This window comes from Xanthomonas arboricola pv. populi (assembly GCF_002939945.1).
Classification (GTDB): domain Bacteria; phylum Pseudomonadota; class Gammaproteobacteria; order Xanthomonadales; family Xanthomonadaceae; genus Xanthomonas; species Xanthomonas arboricola_A.
Window position 1 is genome coordinate 507,923 of sequence record NZ_MDEB01000003.1, and the last position, 17,006, is coordinate 524,928.

General features: G+C 63.5%; 12 protein-coding genes. 4 read left to right on the forward strand and 8 right to left on the reverse strand.

What is annotated here, in order from left to right:
• Positions 1–273: 273 nt before the first annotated feature.
• On the reverse strand, positions 274–2,376 hold the full coding sequence (locus XaplCFBP3123_RS11665) for a M13 family metallopeptidase (RefSeq protein WP_172453212.1): 2,103 nt from the start codon (positions 2,374–2,376) through the stop codon (positions 274–276).
• Between the two features lie 353 nt (positions 2,377–2,729).
• On the opposite strand from XaplCFBP3123_RS11665, the gene XaplCFBP3123_RS11670 reads away from it, so the two are divergent.
• Positions 2,730–4,325: a phytoene desaturase family protein gene (locus XaplCFBP3123_RS11670; protein WP_104534170.1), complete on the forward strand. Its 1,596-nt coding sequence runs from the start codon at positions 2,730–2,732 to the stop codon at positions 4,323–4,325.
• Positions 4,326–4,433: 108 nt separating this feature from the next.
• On the opposite strand, the gene XaplCFBP3123_RS11675 is transcribed toward XaplCFBP3123_RS11670, so the two are convergent.
• Both XaplCFBP3123_RS11675 and XaplCFBP3123_RS11680 read right to left on the reverse strand, forming a co-directional pair.
• Complete coding sequence (locus XaplCFBP3123_RS11675; protein WP_104534171.1) at positions 4,434–7,508, reverse strand: TonB-dependent receptor; 3,075 nt, start codon at positions 7,506–7,508, stop codon at positions 4,434–4,436.
• A gap of 375 nt (positions 7,509–7,883) precedes the next feature.
• The gene (locus XaplCFBP3123_RS11680) at positions 7,884–10,874 is read right to left on the reverse strand and encodes a TonB-dependent receptor plug domain-containing protein (protein ID WP_104534172.1); all 2,991 of its coding nucleotides are present in this window, start codon (positions 10,872–10,874) and stop codon (positions 7,884–7,886) included.
• 338 nt (positions 10,875–11,212) lie between these two features.
• Between XaplCFBP3123_RS11680 and apbC the strand changes: the two genes are divergently transcribed.
• Together apbC and dcd are read left to right on the forward strand one after the other, a co-directional pair.
• Positions 11,213–12,064, forward strand: coding sequence for an iron-sulfur cluster carrier protein ApbC (gene apbC, locus XaplCFBP3123_RS11685; protein WP_104534173.1), 852 nt, complete (start codon positions 11,213–11,215; stop codon positions 12,062–12,064).
• A 97-nt stretch (positions 12,065–12,161) separates the two neighbouring features.
• A complete protein-coding gene (dcd, locus tag XaplCFBP3123_RS11695; RefSeq protein ID WP_010366727.1) occupies positions 12,162–12,731 on the forward strand; it encodes a dCTP deaminase in 570 nt (189 codons plus the stop codon).
• 22 nt (positions 12,732–12,753) lie between these two features.
• Here dcd and XaplCFBP3123_RS11700 read toward each other — a convergent pair whose 3' ends face one another.
• From XaplCFBP3123_RS11700 to XaplCFBP3123_RS11715, 4 genes are all read right to left on the reverse strand, one after another.
• Positions 12,754–12,939 (reverse strand): LiaF transmembrane domain-containing protein, encoded by a 186-nt coding sequence (locus XaplCFBP3123_RS11700; RefSeq protein ID WP_104534174.1) that lies wholly within the window; start codon positions 12,937–12,939, stop codon positions 12,754–12,756.
• Between the two features lie 490 nt (positions 12,940–13,429).
• Positions 13,430–13,597 carry a LiaI-LiaF-like domain-containing protein gene (locus tag XaplCFBP3123_RS11705; protein WP_042598366.1) on the reverse strand — a complete coding sequence of 56 codons (168 nt, stop codon included), beginning with the start codon at positions 13,595–13,597 and terminating at the stop codon, positions 13,430–13,432.
• 27 nt (positions 13,598–13,624) lie between these two features.
• Complete coding sequence (locus tag XaplCFBP3123_RS11710; protein WP_104534175.1) at positions 13,625–14,062, reverse strand: HIT domain-containing protein; 438 nt, start codon at positions 14,060–14,062, stop codon at positions 13,625–13,627.
• On the reverse strand, positions 14,059–14,721 hold the full coding sequence (locus XaplCFBP3123_RS11715) for a dienelactone hydrolase family protein (protein ID WP_104534176.1): 663 nt from the start codon (positions 14,719–14,721) through the stop codon (positions 14,059–14,061). The genes XaplCFBP3123_RS11710 and XaplCFBP3123_RS11715 overlap by 4 nt, the downstream gene beginning before the upstream one ends.
• 179 nt (positions 14,722–14,900) lie before the next feature.
• Between XaplCFBP3123_RS11715 and rimO the strand changes: the two genes are divergently transcribed.
• A complete protein-coding gene (gene rimO, locus XaplCFBP3123_RS11720) occupies positions 14,901–16,277 on the forward strand; it encodes a 30S ribosomal protein S12 methylthiotransferase RimO (RefSeq protein ID WP_104534177.1) in 1,377 nt (458 codons plus the stop codon).
• 121 nt (positions 16,278–16,398) lie between these two features.
• Here the strand turns inward: rimO and greB are convergent, their stop codons facing one another.
• The gene (greB, locus tag XaplCFBP3123_RS11725) at positions 16,399–16,905 is read right to left on the reverse strand and encodes a transcription elongation factor GreB (RefSeq protein ID WP_104534178.1); all 507 of its coding nucleotides are present in this window, start codon (positions 16,903–16,905) and stop codon (positions 16,399–16,401) included.
• Positions 16,906–17,006 lie beyond the last annotated feature (101 nt).

Here is a 17,006-nt window from a genome sequence, read left to right on the forward strand (position 1 = left end):
CGCGCGAGCTGCCGTTTGTCGTCGGTGCCGGCCGCTTGCATGAACGCGACAGGCCCGCGAGTGCGGGCCTGTGCGTCTTGCCGACCATACTGCGTGCCGTGCGCCGCGTGCCGCGATGGCGGCTTGAAGCGGTTGGTTGCACTGACTTAGCTGGAAATGAGTGCGGCTGGCCCGCGTGATTCGCCCCTATCACGCAGCAGAGAAATCGAGGGAACAAAAAAACGGGCGACGATCTTTCGATCGCCGCCCGCCTGATTTACAGCGATTGCGCAATTACCAGATCACGACCTGCTTGTCGCCCTGACGCACCATCGCATCGCCGGCCTTGCACGAGAACGCTGCGGCGAACGCCGGCATGTTCGACGGCGCGCCGATGGCGCGGAAGTTGGCCGGTGCGTGCGGATCGGTCTTCAGGCGCACCACCAGTTCTTCCGGGGTGAAATTGCGGCGCCACACTGTGGCCCAGTTGAGGAAGAAGCGCTGGTCGCGCGTGATGCCGTCGGTCTTGGGATCGTTCTTGCCGGCGGTGGCGGTCTTCATCGCGTCGTAGGCGGTGTTGAGGCCGCCCAGGTCGGCGATGTTTTCGCCCAGGGTCAGGTCGCCCTTGACCTTGTCGCCGGCCGGGGTGCGGTAGCCATCGAACTGCGCGACCAGCTTGCCGGTGCGCGCCTTGAACGCGCCCAGGTCCTTCTGCGTCCACCAACCCGGATCGGCGATGAAGTTGCCGTCGGCACCGAAGCGGCTGCCCTGGTCGTCGTAGCCGTGGGTCATCTCATGCCCGATCACCGCACCGATGCCGCCGTAGTTCATTTCCTCCGGCGCGTTCGGGTCGAAGAACGGCGGCTGCAGGATGGCGGCCGGGAACACGATCTCGTTCTGCAGCGGGTTGTAGTAGGCGTTGACCGTCTGCGGGCTCATGCCCCATTCGGTCTTGTCCACCGGCTTGCCGATCTTGGACAGGTTCCACTTGTAGTTGTACTCGGACGCGGCCATCACGTTGCCCAGGTAGCTGTCGCGGCTGGTGTTCAAGCCGTTCCACTCGCGCCACTTTTCCGGGTAGCCAATCTTGGGCGTGAAGCTCTCCCACTTGGCGATCGCCTTGGTCTTGGTCTCCGGGCTCATCCAGTCCAGCTTTTCGATGCGGGCCTTCAGCGCGGTGCGCAGATTGGTCACCAGGGTTTCCATCTTGGCCTTGGAATCGGCCGGGAACGCGACCTTGACGTACATCTGGCCCAGCGCTTCGCCGGTCTGGCCATTGATGGTCGCCAGCACGCGTTTCCAGCGCGGCTTGATTTCCTTCTGCCCGCGCAGGGCCTTGTTGTAGAACGCGAAGTTCTCATCGACGAACGGCTGGCTCAGGAACGGCGCAGCGCCATCGACGGTGTGGAAGCGCAGGTAGGCGCGCCAGATCGCCGGATCGGTGTCGGCGATCATCTTGCTCACTTCCTGGTGGAAGGCCGGGATCGCCAGCGAGAACATCTCCGGCGTGGTGACGCCCTGCGACTTGAAGAACTCCGTCCACGACCAGTTGGGCGTCAGCTTGTCGGCATCGGCGGGCGAGATCGGGTTGTAGGCCAGCGAGGCATCGCGCGACATCTGGGTGCTGGTCTTGGAGACCTTGGCCAGACGGGTCTCGAACGCGACCACCTGCTTGGCTTGCGCGGCGGCATCGGCCGCGGCCACGCCGGACAGTTCCAACACCTTGGCGACATGGGCCTGGTAGGCCTCCAGCTTGGCCGTGTTGGAAGCGCTGGTGTAGTACTCCGGATCCGGCAGACCCAGACCGCCCTGCATGGCGTAGGCGATGTTCTGGCTGGACTTCTTGAAGTCTGCCTCGGCGCCGAAGCTGAACAGGTCGTTGTTGCCCTTGGCCGCGCTGCTGCGCAGATAGTCGACCAGCTTGGCCTGGTCGCCGATGGCGTCGATCGCGGCCAGTTCCGGCTTCAGCGGCTCGATGCCCTGGGCGTTGATCTTGGCCTCGTCCATGCCGGTGGACCACAGGTCGCCGACGATCTTTTCCACGCCGGTGGCGCTGGTGTCGGCCGCAGCCTGTTCGACCAGCTGCTGCTGGATCGCATTGGAGCGCTCGTCGAGCATCTCGAACGCGCCCCAGCTGGTGCGATCGCTCGGCACCGGATTGGCGGCCAGGAACTTGGCGTTGGCGTACGCATTCAAATCCGTGCAGGCGTTGCCGTTGGTGTCCAGATCGGCGGCGGTGAACTGGTTCACGGCCGGCAGCTTGCTCTGGTCCAGGGTCAGCGCCTTGGGAGCCGCCGGGGTGGTTGCGGCGGTATCGGCCGCGGGCGCGGCCGGCGCGGCGTCTTCGGATTTCTTGCAACCGCTCAACGCGGCGGCCACGGCCAGGGACAGGGTCAACAAATGAGGTGCACGAATCACAAAGGGCTCCAGGAGCAGATGTGGGAAGCCCCGTCGCCGGGGCAGTGGCCGGCACTCTACGCCTCGCCAGCCGGGTGGCATGGTGTCGAAGGTCATGGGTGCGGGGTGTGTAGATGGGCTAGCCCGAGGTTGCCCGGATCGGCGACAGTGCTGCGCAGGGGCTGTGCGCAGCGGCAGGCGGGCGTTTCGCGTTCCTGATGTGCCGATTCCGCGGCGTATGCCTGGTCGGCTGGCCTGCCCGTCGATGTCGCTGGCCAGCGGGCAGACAGAGATCGAAATGGCCACTGCTGCCCGAATGGCCTAGCTGCGCGGGCAGTGCTATATACAAACGCATGCCTGCCGCCTCCGAACCGTTGGACGCACTGATCATCGGCGCCGGCCACAACGGCTTGGTCTGCGCCGCCTATCTGGCCAAGGCAGGCAAGCGCGTATTGGTGCTGGAAGCGCGAGACGTGGTTGGCGGCGCAGCGGTCACCGAGGAATTCCATCCGGGGTTTCGCAACTCGGTGGCGGCGTACACGGTGTCGTTGCTGCAGCCCAAGGTCATCGCAGACCTTGCCCTGGAGCAACATGGCCTGCGCGTGGTCGCGCGCCGCCTCAACAACTTCCTGCCGCTGCCCAATGGCGAGTACCTGCTGGCCGGCGCGGGGCGCACGGCTGTGGAAGTCGGCAAGTTCTCTGCACGTGATGCCGCCGCACTGCCTGCCTATGAAGCGCGCCTGGAGCAACTGGCCGATGTCCTGCGTGCGCTGGCATTGCAACCACCGCCGGATGTCAGCGATGGTGGGTGGTTGCGCGCGTTGCCGCAGCTATGGCGCGCAGGCAAGCTCGGGCTGCAACTGCAGGGATTGCCGCTCGCGTTGCGGCAGGAGCCGCTCGACCTGTTCACCATCTCGGCCGCCGAGTATCTGGATCGCTGGTTCGATAGTGCGCCGATCAAGGCACTTTTCGGCTTCGACGGCATCGTCGGCAATTACGCCAGCCCCTACACGCCGGGCACGGCCTATGTGTTGCTGCACCATGTATTCGGGCAAAGCAACGGCGTCAAAGGTGCCTGGGGCCACGCCATCGGCGGCATGGGTGCCATCACCCAGGCGATGGCCGCCAGTGCGCGCGCATCTGGCGCGAGCATTCGTACCGGCTGCGCGGTGGGACGTGTGCTGGTGGAGCGGGGATGTGCGGTCGGTGTCATCACCACGCACGCAGAGACGATACGTGCACGTGCAGTGGTCGCCAACGTCAATCCGAAACTGCTGTATCAACGCTTGATGCAGCCAGAAGATGTCCCTGCGGCAACACGGGAACGCATGGCGCATTACCGCTGCGGATCGGGCACGTTCCGCATGAATGTCGCGCTCTCGAGGCTACCGGATTTCACTGCGTTGCCGGGTACGGGCGATCATTTGACTGCCGGCATCATCCTGGCGCCGAGCCTGGATTACATGGACCGTGCCTGGCAGGACGCGCGCGCTTCGGGATGGTCACGCGAACCGGTGGTCGAGTTGCTGATTCCCAGCACCCTGGACGACACGCTGGCACCGCCCGGACAACATGTGGCCAGCCTGTTTTGCCAGCACGTGGCACCGCAACTGCCGGATGGCCGGCACTGGGACGATCATCGCGAAGAGGTCGCCGACCTGATGATCGCTACGGTCGAGCGCTACGCACCCGGGTTCGCGGCCTCGGTACTGGGCCGGCAGATCCTCAGCCCGCTCGATCTGGAACGCATCTTCGGGTTGATCGGCGGCGACATCTTCCACGGCGCCCTCAGCCTCAACCAACTCTTCAGCGCACGCCCGATGCTGGGGCAGGGCGCCTATCGCGGCGCGATTCCCGGGCTGTATCTATGCGGGTCCGGCACGCATCCGGGTGGCGGGGTGACCGGAGCGCCCGGGCATAATGCGGCGCGGGTGATAGTGCAAGGCTGACTCAGACGGCGCGATGGCCCTCAGAAAAATCTCCGGAGGGACCGTAGCGACAGTGCATTTGAACGAGGTGTCGAAGGCGCGGTGGAGACGCCTTCGACACCCATGCGATCAAAAATCGTATGACGCAGTCAGACGCATGTAGCGGGGCTGGTTGTAGCTCCAGGCTTCGGTGCCTAGCCCATAGGTGTTGGACACGGTCCGGCGGGTGGTTTCGTTGGTGGCGGACACACGATTGACAGAGCGGTCGTTCAGTACATTGAACACGTTAAGCGAAAACGCCAGCTTGTGATCGGCGAAGGCTGGACGGTAGGTGACGCCTAAATCCAGATTCTTGATCCAAGGGGTCTCACCAGCGCCGCCCGCAGAAACCGGCTGTCCGTAGCAGTAGTGATACGCCGAATTATAACCAACCGGATCGTAATTCAACTCTGCAGCGTTAGGCCCCGCGTAATAGCCCAGGCAGGACTTAGGCGTGCCGGACGTGACCCGCACCGTAGCCGATGCAAGCCACTCAGGCGTGAACTGGTAGGCGCCAAATGCCTTCAATTGATGTCGACGATCGTTGGCCAGGTTGCCGCCTGCGTAGTACATCAGTTCCGCCGCATCCCAGTCCTGAGTCTTGGAGATGTCTGCTTGCCCAAGGTCAGACTTCACCTGTCCTTCGGTGTTGCCGTACAGGTGCGACCAGGTGTAGTCGATGCGGCCATACCACTTTTCGTCGAAAGGATGCTCGATGAATAGGTCCACGGCGACGTAGTTGCGCTTGGCTTTGTCTGTGAAGCCCCAATCGGACTGCGACATGCGTAGCTGGGTGTAGCCAGAGCCATCGGTATTGGAAAGGTTGTACGTATTGGTTTCGCCAGGGTTGAACATCACGCAGCCAGGAATGCTCACACTGCTAGCGTCGCCGCCTGCCGCTTCGAGCGTATCGGCCATACGTCCGGGATCGCAGACATCGTCGATCGCTGTCTGCAATTTGCGGTAGGTGACCTTTGCGCCCGAATTCCACTTCTCGCCAAGCGTCTTTTCGAATCCGATCAGGAATTCGTCTTGATATTGCGACTTGAGATCGCTTGGGGCGAACGAGTTGGGATCCGGCGCCAGGCCATATTCCCCGTTTGAGGAGACCGGGCCAGGGCCGAGTGCAGTCAGGCCGGTTGGTTCGCCGTTGGCGTCGATGCCGGTGTAAGTGAAGTATTCGTTGGTATACGTCGAAGCCGACGCTCCGCGGATGGCAACCTGATTGGGTAACGCGAGATAGTAGCGGCCGATATTGGCGAACACCTTGAAGGAAGAATCGCCAAACACGTCCCAGCTTGCGCCCAGACGCGGAGCCCACTGATCGCCGCTGTCTACATAGGCCACGTGGTCGCTGTTGTAGTTGGTGAACTTGTCGTTGCGGATGCCCAGCGTGAGTAGCCAGTTATCATTGACCTGCCAACGGTCCTCAAGATAGTAGGCTTTCTGTTCGACGGACATGCTGGTAGCCGTCGTAAAGATACGCCGGTTCACAAAATAGCCGTCGCCACCCGATGGGCCAACGCCGAGAGAACCGCTGATGGGTTCGCTGGGGTCGTCTTGGCGACCATAGATCCAGCGATAGCCTGGCCCACTGGTAAATACTCCTTCGTCGTAAGCGTTGAAGTACATATTATCTACGCCAGCGGTCAGGTCATGGTCGCCCAGACGGTAATTCAACTCCAGGCGAAGATTGCGGCTTTTGTTGATCGGGTCGCGCGCTTTGACCGTGGTGGTGGCCTGCCCATTGGTTATGCGCCGGCCGCCGGTGATTGCAGGATCCTGCAGATTCGAGCTGGCGATGTTGGGCAGTGCCGATGCACCCGGATTCCACTGCTGGTTATGCTGGGTATCGCGTCCCCAGGTCGCATTCAAAGTCAGGTCATCGGTGATGTAACTGGTAAATTTCAGAATATCGACGCTGTCCTTGAGCTTGTACGTATCCGTAAACAACCCGGAGGGGCCCTGATCCGTGTACGAAGCATAGTCGTAGTTGCTGTAGACACCGGAGCGACGATCGGTATTCTCGATTCTTGTGTACTCGAGGATGTTGCTGTCGTTGATGTTCCAGTCCAGCTTGCCGTAGAACTTCGGCGAACTGTTGTCGTAATGGTTACGTCCCTGATCGCTTGCGGCCGTCGCGATATTGGTGGTCGCGCCGTCCACTTTGTCGGATTCGCCAGCCACGAACAGGAATAAGCGATCTTCGATCAGGGGACCGCCTGCGTAGGCACTATAAACCGTTCTGTTCTGCACATCGCCTTTACCGCGACGGTAAATCGTCCCGGGCAGTTGATCATCTTCATACCCATAATCGGCCGGAAGCGTACTATTCGGATACCAGGCATCGCCACGCGAGCTCGCCAGCGACTTGGGTTCCCACACCGCCTGAGCACCAAAATGCCACTCGTTGGTGCCGCGCTTGCCTACCTGGCTGATGACGCCGCCAGTCGAGCGGCCGTACTTGGCGCTGTAGCCGCCCGTATACGTTTCCTGCTGGTCGATCGCGCCATAAGGAAGGCTGAGGCCGCCGAGGTTGTTGAATGGATTGGTGACGTTGACGCCATTAATGTAATAAGCGTTTTCCGTCACACTGGCTCCGCCAAACGAAATGGTGGACCGCGAGCCATTGTTGAAGGCGCCACTTCCGGAAATCGCACCTGGTGCAAGCAACGCAATCGCTTCGGCGCTGCGTCCCAGCGGCAGGGTTGCCAGCTGTTCGGACGTGATCACCGACCGCGAACTGGTGGAGCTGACGTCGATCTTCGGCGCGTTGGCGGCGGTGACCGTGATTGCGCCGAGCGTCGTTGCATCGGTGCTGCCGCTGGCAGCTGCGCCCGCAAACGACACCTCTGTGCCGGATCCGACGCGCAACTGCACGTTCTTGCGGGTATCGACGACCTGATCGCCGCGCTTGAGGGTGACGGTATAGGCGCCCACCGGCAACGAGCCGAGGTTGTAGCGGCCATTGGCGTCGATGGTGATCGTGCGGCTGAGGCCGGTGTCGCTCTGCACGACGATGGTGCTGCCGGCTTCCGAGGGAGCGCTACCGTAGATGCTGCCGGTCGTGCTTTGTGCGTAGGCCGCGCCATTGGCGAGACAGGCGCCGAGCACAACAGCCAGAGCGGTGCGCTTGAGGACATGGCGACGAAATTGATTGCTCATTCCTAACCTTTCAACTGGGTATCGGGAGAAGTGGCGGTCATCGGAGAGTCAGATGGCCTTAACCCGAACGTAATGAATCTGTGGTCTGAGTCGCAAGCGTTTTGAATGATTCGTTAATGAAAAGGGCGAGATCCGCATCAAATATGCGGATCTGCGCACAAATTGTCAGGCATGTGAGCACGCGCGCGCTCAAGCCGCACAAGTATTCATTTTTGTCAGTGCGCGCAATGCGGCGTGAAATTGCGCTCGATGAACCGAGCGCTACTTGGCTGATATACCCGCGTTTAGTTGTAGAGGTTGGTTGTATGGTTGCATCTGAAACATCAAAAAAAGACCCCGTCAGACGGGGTCTTTTCAATGCATCGTCAACCGGACTCAGAACCGGACCGTCGTGCCCAGATAGAAGAACCGCCCAACGTTGTCGTATAGCGCGGAGGTGAAGTCCGAGCCGAAGTAGTTGCGTGGCGGATCCTTGTCGAAGGCATTGTCGATGCCGAGGTAGACGTCGATCTTCGCGCCGGGGAACTGGTAGCCGAACTGGAAGTTGTGGTAGGTGTACGAGCCGTTCTTGATCGGGCTGGCCGAGCCCGGATTGCTGTTGTAGCTTTCCGGCGTCACGCGCAGGTTGCCGTCTACATAGTTCATGTCCCACGAGGCGCGCCATTCGTTCCAGTTGTACTTGGTCTGGAACTGCGCACGCCAGCGCGGGTCGGTCACGTAGGTGACGTACTCGTCGTATTCGGCCGGGAAGTCCTGGAACACCCATTCGCGCGACTGGATCAGGCGCGTACCGACCAGGCGCAGTACGGTGTTGCCTTCGCCGAGCTGGAAGCGGTAGTCCATTTCCAGATCCACGCCCACACGCCGCGAGCGGGACAGGTTTTCGTTGAGGGCCTGCCAGCCGATGATGCTGTGTTCGGGATAGATGCGGCCCTGCGGGTCGGTGAATCCACCCAGCGGGGCGCGCTGCACGAAGCCGCAGAAGCTGTTGTCGATGCCGCCTGGATTGTCCACGCAGCGCGTGGCATTGGTCTCTGCGGTCACGGTGCCGATCGCGTCTTGCAGGTCGATGCGCCAGTAGTCGATCGACATGCCGAAGCCGTCGAAGAACTCCGGTTGCCACACCAGACCATACGACAGGCTGCGCGCGCGCTCCGGCTTCAACTCAGGATTGCCGCCGCTCACGCCGGGGCGGGTGGAGGTGTAGGTGTCGATCCAGCCCACCGGCACGCCCAGCGCACTGCAGTTGGCCTGGCGCAATGCCACGTCGCCCGCGGTGCCTGGGCGGTTGGTGTTGGTCGGCAGGTAGTTGCAGGGATCGTTGATGCTCGCGAAGTTCTCGCTCTGCGAGTCGTACAGCTCGCCGATGCTGGGCGCGCGTACCGCCTGTGCCAGCGTGCCGCGCAAACGCAGCGACGGGATGATGGTCCAGTCCAGGCCCACGTTCCAGGTCTTGGTCGAGCCGATGCTGTCGTAGTCCGAATAGCGTCCTGCCACGTCCAGCGCCAACCGGTCCACGCCCGGCAGGCCTGCCAGCAACGGAATGGTGCTCTCGACGAAGACTTCCTTGACGGTGTACTCGCCACCGCTATTGGGGATGGCGTTGAGGAAGGTCGCGCCCGAGGCCGCCAGCGGATCGGTGATCTCCTCGCTCTGCTCCTTGCGGTACTCCACGCCCCCGGCAAACCCGATGTCGCCGGCCGGCAGCGACAGCAGGTTGCTGTTGGCCACCGAGGCGCTGAACACGGTCTGCTGGATCTTGGCCTGCGAGCGCGCGGTGGTGTTGAACCACGCCGCTGCTTCCGGGGTCACCGCGCCGTTGCCGAACACGCTGAACGGCACGCAGCCTTCGCGCGCCAGGGCCGAATAGACGCGGTTGGTGTTGGGGTTGATCGCGTTCGGATCCAGCGTGGTGCGGCAGACGATGTTGCCGCCGGCATCGCGTGCGGCGTCGATACCGGCCTGCCAGCGCTCGTTGATGCGGTTGTTGAGATTCAGACGGTCGACCGTGGTCTTGCCGTAGTTGGCGGACACGTCGTAGGTCCAGTTGTCGGTGATGTTGCCTTCGGCGCCCAGCACCGCCCGATAGGTCTTGCGCTCGATGTTTTCGCCGCGACGGCCGGCATCGACGTTGAAGCGGTTCATCAGGATCTGCGTGGCACCGCGCGAATCCATCAGCGCACCGAGTTCGGGGCTGACATACGGATTCTGGCGACGCACGCGCAGCGAACTGTCGAACGCCGGCTGGCCGAAGAATTCCGAATCGGTCTCGCTGTACTTGCCTTCGAAGAACAGGCGATGGTTCTCGCTGATCTCGAAGTTGACCATGGTGTTGACGCTCTTGCGATCGAAGCCCGGCTGCAGGTCGGCAACCGCATTCAGATCGACGAAATCGCAGTCCACGCACGAGGTGTTGCTGACCACCGTGCCGTTGTAGCGATTGCGGCGGAAGCTGCCGTCTTCGCTGAACAGGTAGCGGTTGCCGTAGCTGGCCGGGTTGCGGAAATCGAAGGTACCCAGGTTGAAGGTGCCGCCGTAGGACGTGGAATGATTGCCGCCCGGGCCGCTGAGCACATTCTGCGGATTGCGTTCGCTCGGCGGTTGGCTCGGGTCGAACGCGGGGTTCGGAACCGACACCAGATATTCGCGGCCGATGGCGCGGTTGCCGCGACCGAAGCGGTCCTGCTTGCTGTATTCGCCGGACACCGCGATGTTGCCGCGGCCATTCGCAAAGTCGGTGCCTGCCGAGAAGCTGGCGAAGGAGCGGTTGTAGTTGCCCTCGTCGGCCAGGCCGGTCTGCGCACGCGTCTCGAAACCGGTGAAGTTCTTCTTGAGGATGAAGTTGACCACGCCGGCCACTGCGTCGGCGCCGTAGACGGCCGAGGCACCACCGGTGATGACTTCGACGCGTTCCACCCATTCCACCGGAATGGTGTTGACGTCCACTGCGGTCGAACCCGGGCTGGAACCCACGTGGCGACGGCCGTTGACCAGGACCAGCGTGCGGTCCACACCCATGCCGCGCAGGTCGAGCAGGCCCAGCCCGGCGGTCCCGATGAAGCGGGTGGAATTGCCCAGCGTGTAACTCGGGGCCAGCGCCGGCATGCGCGTCATCAGATCGCTGATGGTGGTCGCGCCGGTGGCGCGGATTTCCTCGGCGCTGATCGCAGTGACCGGCGAGGGCGTGACAAAGCCGGTACGCGCAATGCGCGAGCCGGTGACAGTGACCTTGTCCAGATCGGTGGTGCCGGCTGCGATCCCGTTTTCTGACTGCGCGACAGCATGGCCAGCGGAAGCGGCCAGCACGGCAAACAACGCGATACTCAAACGATGACGCTGGGTGTGTTGCGGAAGACGACTCGACATGATCTTGCGGATTCCTCACTGGGGTTTGGCGAAACAGTCGTGCTCGCTGAGCGTTGGCTGAACTGCACACCGAACGTAACAATTTATTAATCATGTGTCCAGATTTGTGAAATGTGTCGCTTATCGACACGTGTACGGGTCCACAGCGCGCCTGTCCGCTGACGGCTTGAAACGCATCTGCCCATGGCCGAGTCGGTAAACTGGCAATCTTTCCAGCGCCGCGGCTGGCGATGCAGCCATCGCTGCGGCGGCAGCGCACGACGAATCAGGCAGGCAATGACCACGATGGTGCAACGCGCTTCAAGCAAGGCGATCGACCTCCCCCGGAGTGCACGCGCATGACCGGCGAACGCAGAATCCCCGCGCATGCGGTGCAGGGCGCGCTGGCGCCGCATCCGCGGATCCGCAATGTGATTGCGGTGGGCTCCGGCAAGGGTGGGGTGGGCAAGTCCACCACGGCGGTGAATCTGGCACTGGCCCTGCGTCAGCAGGGCGCACGCGTCGGCGTGCTGGACGCGGATATCTATGGGCCGAGCGTGCCGGCGATGCTGGGCCTGAGCGGGCGGCCGGACAGTCCGGACAACAAGTCGATCGAGCCGTTGCGCGCATTCGGGATCGAGGCGATGTCGATCGGCTTGCTGGTCGACCAGGACACGCCGATGATCTGGCGCGGGCCGATGGCGACCTCGGCGTTGACCCAGCTGTTCAACGACACGCTGTGGGACGACCTGGATTACCTGCTGGTCGACCTGCCACCCGGCACCGGCGACATCCAGCTGACCCTGTCGCAGAAGATTCCGGTGGCCGGCGCGGTGATCGTCACCACGCCGCAGGACATCGCCACGCTGGATGCGCGCAAGGCCCTGAAGATGTTCGAAAAGGTCGAGGTGCCGGTGCTGGGCATCGTCGAGAACATGGCGGTGCACACGTGTTCCAGCTGTGGTCACCGCGAGCATCTGTTCGGCGAAGGCGGCGGCGAGCGCATGGCCGCGCAGTACGGCGTGCCCTTGCTCGGTTCGTTGCCGCTGGCGATCGCGATCCGCGAGCAGGGCGATGCCGGCCAGCCGATCGTGGTGGCCGCCCCGGAGTCGGCGGCAGCGCAGGCCTATCTGGCCGCTGCCGCGCGCCTGTCCGAGGAGCTGGGCAAGCGTCCGCGCGCCAGCATCCCGATTTCGGCGTCGTTGCTGTAGCGCGCAGGCCGGCCGCTGGTGCCGGTCGCTTGCTAGAATTCGCTGCCTTTCGCGCGGGCCGCTCGGCCTGCCGCCTTCCGTCTTCAAGGAACACCGCATGAGCATCAAGAGCGACCGCTGGATCAAGCGCATGGCCGAACAGCACGCGATGATCGAGCCGTTCGAACCCGGCCAGATCAAGCACGATGCCGCCGGCCAGCGCATCGTCAGCTTCGGCACCTCCAGCTACGGGTACGACGTGCGCTGCTCGCGCGAGTTCAAGATCTTCACCAACATCAACTCGACGATCGTCGACCCCAAGCACTTCGATCCGGGCAGCTTTGTCGATATCGAATCGGATGTCTGCATCATCCCGCCGAACAGCTTCGCGCTGGCACGCACGGTGGAATACTTCCGCATCCCGCGCGACACCCTGGTGGTGTGCCTGGGCAAGAGCACTTACGCGCGCTGCGGCATCATCGTCAACGTGACCCCGCTGGAGCCGGAATGGGAAGGCCACGTCACGCTGGAATTCAGCAACACCACGCCGCTGCCGGCGCGCATCTACGCCAACGAGGGCGTGGCGCAGATGCTGTTCTTCCAGTCCGACGAAGTCTGCGAGACCTCGTACAAGGACCGCGGCGGCAAGTACCAGGGCCAGACCGGCGTGACCCTGCCGCGCACCTGATGCAGTTGGGCGGCCGCGACCTTCAGCAGGTTGCGGTCGCCCGCGCGCGGTAGCGCAGCAGTTGGCGCACGCCAGCGGCGATCAGCAACGCCGGCCACCAGGTCGACACCAGGTTGCCCAGCTCGATACGGGCCAGCCCGAGGTTGTCCAGCAGAAACAGCGTGCCCAGCGTGATCAAGAACAGGGTGGAAATCAGGCGATAGTGCATGGCAATGTCCTCGGTAGGTGTGCGCCCATGCTGCGCGTAACACACCCACCGATCAGGTGCCGGAAGTCAACTCTTGCGGATGACAAACGTCATGTCGGCAAGGTCGCAAGGTCATGGCTGCGTTGGTGGTCATGTCGTGTTCGCTGGCATTCTCAGGGATGCAGGAGCCCCGGCTTTCTATGGGTGCAGTCGGCTAGCGCATGAAGCTTCGTGCGTCCCCTCATCCGCCCCTTCGGGGCACCTTCTCCCGCTGGGAGAAGGGATGTCGGCGACCTGACCATGCGCTGGGCTGATCGACTGCTGGAATCGCTCCACTCCATAATCTATGGGAGCCGACGCCCATCATGCGCACAGGCAATAGAGCCGCGCGTCAAAGCGCATTGCCGCATTCGATCGGTGACAGATCAGCAGCTACGGCCGGATAGCCTGGGAATCAACGGCGGCCAAGGTCCGCTCTTACGATTCCCCAATCCCGATTCCCCATTCCCGGCTACTTCCCCCGCCCAAACAACATCCCCACACCGCAAGCGACCAACGCCGCCGGCCACCACGTGGCGATCAGCCGGCCAAGACTGAGATTTGTCCAGCCCAGGTTATTGGCCAGAAACAGCAGGCCGACGAGGATCAGGATCAGCGCAGCGACGACATTGGATTTCATGCGGAAAGGTGGTTGTGAGACGGGCGCCTATCGTAGCCGCTGCGCCCACGCAGCGACATGCTGGTGCAGCGTATCGGGGTCGAAGCGCTGCGCGCTGCCGCTGCCCCAGACCGGTCCAGGCCAGGCGGCATCGCCCGCGTGTCGGCCGACCAGGTGCACATGCAGCTGCCGCACGATGTTGCCCAGCGCGCCGATATTGAGCTTGGCGACCCCCGGCTCGGCCCGCAGCAACTGCGAGAGCTGATTGATCTCGGCCAGCAACAGGCGCTGCTGGCCGCCATCCAGATCGATCCACTCGCTGGCATCGGCGACCCGCGGCACCAGCAGCAGCCACGGGAAGCGGCTGTCGTCCATCAGCCGCACCTGCGACAGCGGTCCGTCGGCGACGAACACGCTGTCTGCGGCTAGCCGCGCATCGAGCTGGAAACCGCTCGTTTCGGATATGCCTGCTGCAACGTCGCTCATCCCAGATGCGCGTCGAAGAAGCCCAGGGTGCGCTCGAGGGCGCGCTCGGCACTGTCGGCGTCGTAGTGGCTGGGATCGACGCTGCGGTTGAAGGCGTGGCCGGTCGGATACACGAAGGTTTCCATCTGCGGCAGCTTCTCGCGATGGGCCTGGATCGCCTCGGGCGGAATGCTGGTGTCCTGCTCGCCGAAGTGGAACATCACCGGTGCGGTCGGGGTCTCGTCCAGTAACTGGGTGTTGCGGCCGCCGTAGTAGCTCACCGAGGGCAGGCCCAGGCGGATCGCCGACAGCAGCGCCACCGAGCCGCCCCAGCAATAGCCCACGGTGCCGACCTTACCGGCGCGGCTGAGCAGGGTGGCGGCGGATTTGACCACCTCCACCGCGCGCTCCAGGCCGACCGCATTGGCCAGCGCCAGGCCGCGTTGCAGGCTTTCCTGGTCGTAGGGCAGCTGCACGTCCTTCTCTTCCAGGTCGAAGAAGGCCGGCGCCAGCACTTCGTAGCCGCGCGCGGCGTAGTCGTCTGCCACCGCGCGGATATGTTCGTTGACGCCGAAGATCTCCTGGATCACCACCAGGCCGCCGCGCGGGCTGGAGGTCGGGGTGGCGTGCCAGGCGGCGACCTGGCCGTCGGCGCTATCGAGCGTGGTCCAGTGACCCATGGGAACTCCTGATGCGGTACGGGGGAGGCGCGCATTATCGACCGGATGGCGACGCAGCAGGTGAGGGTCTCGCTAAGATGCCCTTGCTTGCCCGGCGCGCGGTTCAGAGCGCTGCCCGCGCGCCGCTATAATTGCTCCACCCAGGCCCCAGGCCGCTCCGTTCCCAGGCTCCTGCTTCCATGTCCCAGCTGAACCCTAAAGTCGGCTTCGTCAGCCTTGGCTGTCCGAAGGCGCTCGTCGACTCCGAACGCATCCTCACCCAGCTGCGCGTGGAGGGCTACGACATCGTGCCCAGTTACGATGCTGCCGACGTGGTGGTGGTCAATACCTGCGGTTTCATCGATTCGGCGGTGACCGAATCGCTGGACGCGATCGGCGAGGCGATGAACGCCAACGGCAAGGTGATCGTCACCGGCTGCCTGGGCAAGCGCCCGGAGCAGATTCGCGAAGCGTATCCACAGGTGCTGGCGGTGTCCGGCCCGCAGGACTACCAGAGCGTGATGGAGGCGGTGCACGCCGCGCTGCCGCCGCGCCACGACCCGTTCGTGGATCTGGTGCCCGACTACGGCATCAAGCTGACCCCGCGCCATTACGCGTATCTGAAGATTTCCGAAGGCTGCAACCACCGCTGCAGTTTCTGCATCATTCCGTCGATGCGCGGCGATCTGGCCTCGCGCCCTGTGGATGAAGTCCTGCGCGAAGCCGAGCGCCTGGTGCGCGGTGGGGTCAAGGAATTGCTGGTGGTCTCGCAGGACACCTCGGCCTACGGCGTGGACCTGAAGTATGCCGAGCGCCCGTGGCGCGACCGCATGTACCAGACCCGCATGAAGGCGCTGTGCGAGGGTTTGTCGGAGCTGGGCGTGTGGACGCGCCTGCATTACGTGTATCCGTACCCGCACGTGGACGATGTGATTCCGCTGATGGCCGAAGGCAAGCTGCTGCCGTATCTGGACATCCCGTTCCAGCACGCCAGCCCGCGCATCCTCAAGCTGATGAAGCGCCCGGGCGCGGTGGAAAAAACCCTCGAGCGCGTGCAGCGCTGGAAGGCGATGTGCCCGGAGATCACGGTGCGCTCCACCTTCATCGTCGGCTTCCCCGGCGAGACCGATGCCGAATTCGAAGCGCTGCTGGAATTTCTGGATCAGGCCCAGCTGGACCGCGTCGGTGCGTTCGCCTATTCCCCGGTGGAAGGCGCCAGTGCCAACGCGCTGCCGGATCAGGTGCCGGAAGAACTCAAGCAGGAGCGCCTGGCGCGCTTCATGGCCCGGCAGGCGGAAATTTCCGCCGCGCGGCTGGAGGCCAAGATCGGCAGCGTGCAGCAATGCCTGGTCGACCTGATCGAAGACGATATCGCGGTGGCGCGCTCACGCGCGGACGCACCGGAAATCGATGGGCTGGTGCATATCCAGAACGGCGGCGAGCTCAAGTTGAAAGTTGGCGATCTGGTGGATGTGGAGATCACCGACAGCGACGAGCACGATCTGTTCGGCGATGCGCTGCCGGCGACGGCCGATGCCTCCAAGCAAGGCCGCGCGCTGAATCTGCAGATGGTGTAACCGGGCGCTGGTGTGTACACATCGGTCTGTAGGAGCGCACTTGTGCGCGATGGGGCCTTATCGATAACGCCCCATCGCGCACAAGTGCGCTCCTACACGTGAGCAGATTGCGGGCACGTGCCTACTGGCTGGCGTAATCCACCGACACCACCACGAAGGTGTGTTTGCCCGACGGTAGCTGCGCTTCGAACTCATCGTCCACGCGTTTTTTCAGCAAGGCGCGCGCCAGCGGCGAATCGATGCTGATCCAGCCGCGCCCGGCGTCGGTTTCGTCAGGGCCGACGATGCGGTAGTGCCGCAGCTCGCCGCTGTCGGCGTCCTCCAGCGCGACCTGTGCGCCGAAGAACACCGCGCGCGGGTCGGTCGGCGCGGTCTCCACCACGCGCAGCGCTTCCAGCCGTTTGCTCAGATAACGCACGCGGCGGTCGATCTCGCCGAGCTGCTTCTTGCGATAGGTGTATTCGGCGTTCTCCGAGCGGTCGCCTTCGGCCGCGGCCGCGGCCAGCGCGCGCACCACCTCGGGCCGACGCACGCGCCAGAGCTCTTCCAGCTCGGCCTTGAGCCGGGCATGGCCGTCGGGCGTGATCAGCGCGGTGCTTTTTTCGGCAGGCGGGCGCCAGCGGCTCATGGGCGGTGTGTCGGACGGCGGGGCCGCGATGCTAGCGCGCATGGCCGGCTTGCGCATCTGCCGCCGCACAGCGAAGCTTTGCGCACCTCGGACACGGACGT

What these genes read in the sequence shown, in the direction of transcription:
- XaplCFBP3123_RS11670 (WP_104534170.1), top strand. Translation starts at nt 2,730, where the DNA reads ATGCCTGCCGCCTCCGAACCGTTGGACGCACTGATCATCGGCGCCGGC.
- XaplCFBP3123_RS11675 (WP_104534171.1), bottom strand. Translation starts at nt 7,508, where the DNA reads ATGAGCAATCAATTTCGTCGCCATGTCCTCAAGCGCACCGCTCTGGCT.
- XaplCFBP3123_RS11680 (WP_104534172.1), bottom strand. Translation starts at nt 10,874, where the DNA reads ATGTCGAGTCGTCTTCCGCAACACACCCAGCGTCATCGTTTGAGTATC.
- apbC (WP_104534173.1), top strand. Translation starts at nt 11,213, where the DNA reads ATGACCGGCGAACGCAGAATCCCCGCGCATGCGGTGCAGGGCGCGCTG.
- dcd (WP_010366727.1), top strand. Translation starts at nt 12,162, where the DNA reads ATGAGCATCAAGAGCGACCGCTGGATCAAGCGCATGGCCGAACAGCAC.
- XaplCFBP3123_RS11700 (WP_104534174.1), bottom strand. Translation starts at nt 12,939, where the DNA reads ATGCACTATCGCCTGATTTCCACCCTGTTCTTGATCACGCTGGGCACG.
- XaplCFBP3123_RS11705 (WP_042598366.1), bottom strand. Translation starts at nt 13,597, where the DNA reads ATGAAATCCAATGTCGTCGCTGCGCTGATCCTGATCCTCGTCGGCCTG.
- XaplCFBP3123_RS11710 (WP_104534175.1), bottom strand. Translation starts at nt 14,062, where the DNA reads ATGAGCGACGTTGCAGCAGGCATATCCGAAACGAGCGGTTTCCAGCTC.
- XaplCFBP3123_RS11715 (WP_104534176.1), bottom strand. Translation starts at nt 14,721, where the DNA reads ATGGGTCACTGGACCACGCTCGATAGCGCCGACGGCCAGGTCGCCGCC.
- rimO (WP_104534177.1), top strand. Translation starts at nt 14,901, where the DNA reads ATGTCCCAGCTGAACCCTAAAGTCGGCTTCGTCAGCCTTGGCTGTCCG.
- greB (WP_104534178.1), bottom strand. Translation starts at nt 16,905, where the DNA reads ATGAGCCGCTGGCGCCCGCCTGCCGAAAAAAGCACCGCGCTGATCACG.